General features: G+C 66.5%; 5 protein-coding genes and 1 pseudogene. 4 read left to right on the top strand and 2 right to left on the bottom strand.

Features of this window, described 5'->3' with window-relative positions; translation table 11 throughout:
- From EOA38_RS32215 to EOA38_RS32205, 3 genes and pseudogenes are all read left to right on the top strand, one after another.
- Positions 1–588, top strand: a 588-nt coding sequence (locus tag EOA38_RS32215; protein ID WP_127301125.1) for an ROK family protein, incomplete at its 5' end; no start/stop codon positions are given.
- A pseudogene (locus tag EOA38_RS32210) lies at positions 581–814 on the top strand (ATP-binding cassette domain-containing protein); the annotation flags it as partial. The gene EOA38_RS32215 and the pseudogene EOA38_RS32210, both read left to right, overlap by 8 nt.
- A gap of 88 nt (positions 815–902) precedes the next feature.
- On the top strand, positions 903–1,412 hold the full coding sequence (locus EOA38_RS32205; protein ID WP_245480973.1) for a hypothetical protein: 510 nt from the start codon (positions 903–905) through the stop codon (positions 1,410–1,412).
- Here EOA38_RS32205 and EOA38_RS32200 read toward each other — a convergent pair.
- A complete protein-coding gene (locus EOA38_RS32200) occupies positions 1,378–1,938 on the bottom strand; it encodes a hypothetical protein (protein WP_127301124.1) in 561 nt (186 codons plus the stop codon). The two genes, EOA38_RS32205 and EOA38_RS32200, sit on opposite strands and share 35 nt — an antisense overlap.
- 11 nt (positions 1,939–1,949) lie before the next feature.
- Positions 1,950–2,834: a class I SAM-dependent methyltransferase gene (locus EOA38_RS32195; protein WP_245480972.1), complete on the bottom strand. Its 885-nt coding sequence runs from the start codon at positions 2,832–2,834 to the stop codon at positions 1,950–1,952.
- 25 nt (positions 2,835–2,859) lie between these two features.
- Here EOA38_RS32195 and EOA38_RS32190 point away from each other — a divergent pair.
- Positions 2,860–3,020, top strand: a 161-nt coding sequence (locus tag EOA38_RS32190) for a LysR family transcriptional regulator (RefSeq protein WP_145966171.1), incomplete at its 3' end; no start/stop codon positions are given.

Below are 3,020 nucleotides of genomic sequence, written 5' to 3'. Positions count from 1 at the left end.
GGTCACATCTATCACGGCAGACGTGGGCTCGCGGCCGAGATCGGCCACATGACGATCACCGGCGAAGGCGACCGCTGCTTCTGCGGTGCCGTCGGCTGCTTCGAGGCGGTCGCCTCCGGCACCGCGCTCGGGCGCCGGGCGACGCGGCTCACCTCGCCGGGCGACGGCTCGCTGCTCCGGCGTCTTTCGAAGGATGGCGACGTCTCCGCCCGCCATGTCGTCGAGGCCGCGCGTGCCGGCGACGCCAGCGCCGGCGAGCTTGTCGAGGCGGAGGCGAAGTGGCTCGGCATAGGCTTCACCAACCTGCTGCATCTCTATTCGCCCGAGGTGATCGTCATGGGCGGCGGGCTCGCCAATGGCTTCGATCTTCTGGCGCCGGGAATCAGGGCGACAGTCGAGGAGCGCGCCATGCAGGCCTATCGCGACGTGCCGATCGTGCCGGCCGAGCTCGGCGACCGCGCCGGGCTGGTCGGCGCGGCCAGCCTGATCCTGTGGGAAGGCGAGCCGGGCACGGCGCTGGCGATGGTGCAGAATGAGGAGACGAAGGCCGGCGGAAAAGCCGGCGCCAGGGAGGCAAGCCATGGCTGAGCTCAAGCTGCGCGGCGTGCACAAATCCTACGGATCGGCGGAGATCATCAAGAGCATCGATCTCGATGTCGCCGACCGCGAGTTCGTCGTCTTCGTCGGACCGTCCGGCTGCGGCAAGTCGACCTTGCTGCGCATGATCGCGGGGCTGGAAAAGATTACCGCCGGAGACCTCACCATCGACGGCGGGCGGGCCAACGACATCGACCCGTCGGAGCGCGGGCCGGCGACGAGCTGCTGCTTGGCATGCGGCCTGAGCATCTCAAGGTGGCGTCCTGGCGCGCGGCGCCAAGGAGTGCGACGCACTGATCCGCGAGGTGGTCGGCGAGAATGCGTCGACCGACTTGGTGCGCGCCTATCGCGGGCTCACCGCGCTTTCCTCGCATCATATCTCGGCCATGCGCGGCCTGATCGGCGAGCCGAAGCGCGTGGTGGCGGCGCACCGCACCAATGGCGGCGCGAACACGAGCGTGACCTTCGACTACGGCCATTTCGCCTGCCTCTATGACGCGGTGGTCGACGATCTCGGCCTGTTCGACGCCATGATCGAGGTACGCTCGAACACCAGGCGGGTGCGCATCATCTACGACACGCCCTATATCCGCAGCCTGCCGACACGGCTCGAGGTGACGGAGGCCGGCCCGCTCGGCCCGGTGACGAAGGCGCTCGGCCCGCTCTATGGCGACGCCTTCTCCAACGAGTTCGAGACTTTCCACCGCCACATCATGGAGGGCACGAAGCCATTGACCGACCTCGCGGACTCGCGACGCGATCTCGCGCTGATGGCCGAGATCACCGAGCGGATGAAGGAGAGCGGCGGGAGCTGAGGCCGCCGCCTGCCTCATCATCGCGGGCCGCCGGCATGGCCTTGGGCTGAGGACGCGCCAGCAGATAGAAGGCGGCGATATGCGTGATCATCAGCAAGGGCACATAGAGGATCGGGATCGCGTAGGTGGCGCCCAACTGCCCGGCCTGCTCGGGCAGATGAAGCACGGTGCCGTGATAGTAGTCGCCGATAAGGTCGACTATCCCGACCAGATTGAAGGCCACGACGGACGGCCAGAAGATCGAAGGCCGCCTCGCGGCAAGCAGCGCCAGCATGGCCAGCAATCCGGTCGCGAAATCGCCATAGGCGGCGAAGACGGCGAAGCCTGCGGGCAGGTTCGGACCAACGACGCCCGGCAGCAGGAAGACCAACCCGAAGAAGCGAAAGCTGTGCAGCGTGGCGATGGCGCGCTGCGCCTCGACGCGGTCCATGAGCTTGAGCCTTGGCCAGATATAGGCGCCGAAGCAAAGCAGCCATGGCGCGTAGCCCAGGACGAGATGGATGTTGAAGATCGTCGCCGGCGACATTTTTGTCTCCTCTAGCTCTTGACTGGAACGGCTTCGAACACCGCCGTCAGGACACCCAGCCGGCCTTCCATCAGATTGCGTCCGAGATTGGCGGCAAAATCCGCGAAACCCGGCCCCATGACGACGCCGAGGTTCAGCGAAGGCGGCGGGCCGGACGCCCGCAGCGCCGCGAACCAGGTCTTGGCGTCCGCGGTATCGTCCTGCTGGACAAGCACGCGGAACCCGGCGGCCTCGATCGCCTCGCAGGTCGCGGCGGCGGTGAGCAGAAAGCTCTCCGCCGGGGTCTTGGCCCAGGGAACCGGATAGAGGGGATCGCCACCGTTCAGCACGACGTCGAAGGCCGCGAATTTTCCGCCCGGCTTCAGCATGCGCCTTATTTCACGATAAAGAAGCGGGCGGTCGGCGATGTTCATCGCCACATGCTGCAGCAAAACGACGTCGAAACCGCCGTCGTCGAAGGGAAGCGCCAGCGCGCTGCCGGTCTTGAACGACACCTTTGCGGCCTGCCCCGTCCGCGCGGTCAGATAATTCGCGGCTTCGACGAAGGGCTCGCTGAGGTCGACACCCGTGACCTCGCAGCCGTAGGCCGCGGCCAGAAAGCGGGCCGGTCCGCCCACCCCCGATCCGACGTCGAGCACCGACATGTCGGCCGTGATATCCGCCAACTTGGCCAGTTCGGCGGTGGCAGCGAGCCCGCGCGTGTGGAACTGGTCGAGGGTGGCCAGTTGCTCGGGCTTCAGCCGCTCTTCCTCCGGCCCGAAGACAGCCAGAGCCGTCTTCAGACGCTCGGCCAGACCGGCCGCGCGGTAGTGATCGCGCACGCGATCGAGGTTATCTGCCATCTTCAATTCCTTCCAGTTTCTCGCCACAGACATAGGACGGCTTTCGGCCGGCAACTATCCGCGATAATATCGACAGGCTATGAAGCAGAACTTCACAGTCAGGCATGGCGCGCTGGACGGCGTCGAGGCGTTCCTGAGCGTCGCCAAGCACCGCAATTTCCGCAAGGCGTCAGCCGAGCTCGGCGTGACGCCGTCAGCGATCAGCCAGGCGGTGCGTGCACTCGAGGCTCGTATCGGCGC

Origin of the sequence: Mesorhizobium sp. M1E.F.Ca.ET.041.01.1.1 (genome assembly GCF_003997355.1) — a bacterium.
In the GTDB taxonomy this organism is placed as follows: Bacteria; Pseudomonadota; Alphaproteobacteria; order Rhizobiales; family Rhizobiaceae; genus Mesorhizobium.
This window is presented reverse-complemented; position numbering and strand designations above follow the sequence as displayed.

Bases quoted from the DNA above. Each gene is read 5' to 3' on its own strand.
- EOA38_RS32200 (WP_127301124.1), bottom strand. From the start codon at position 1,938: ATGTCGCCGGCGACGATCTTCAACATCCATCTCGTCCTGGGCTACGCG.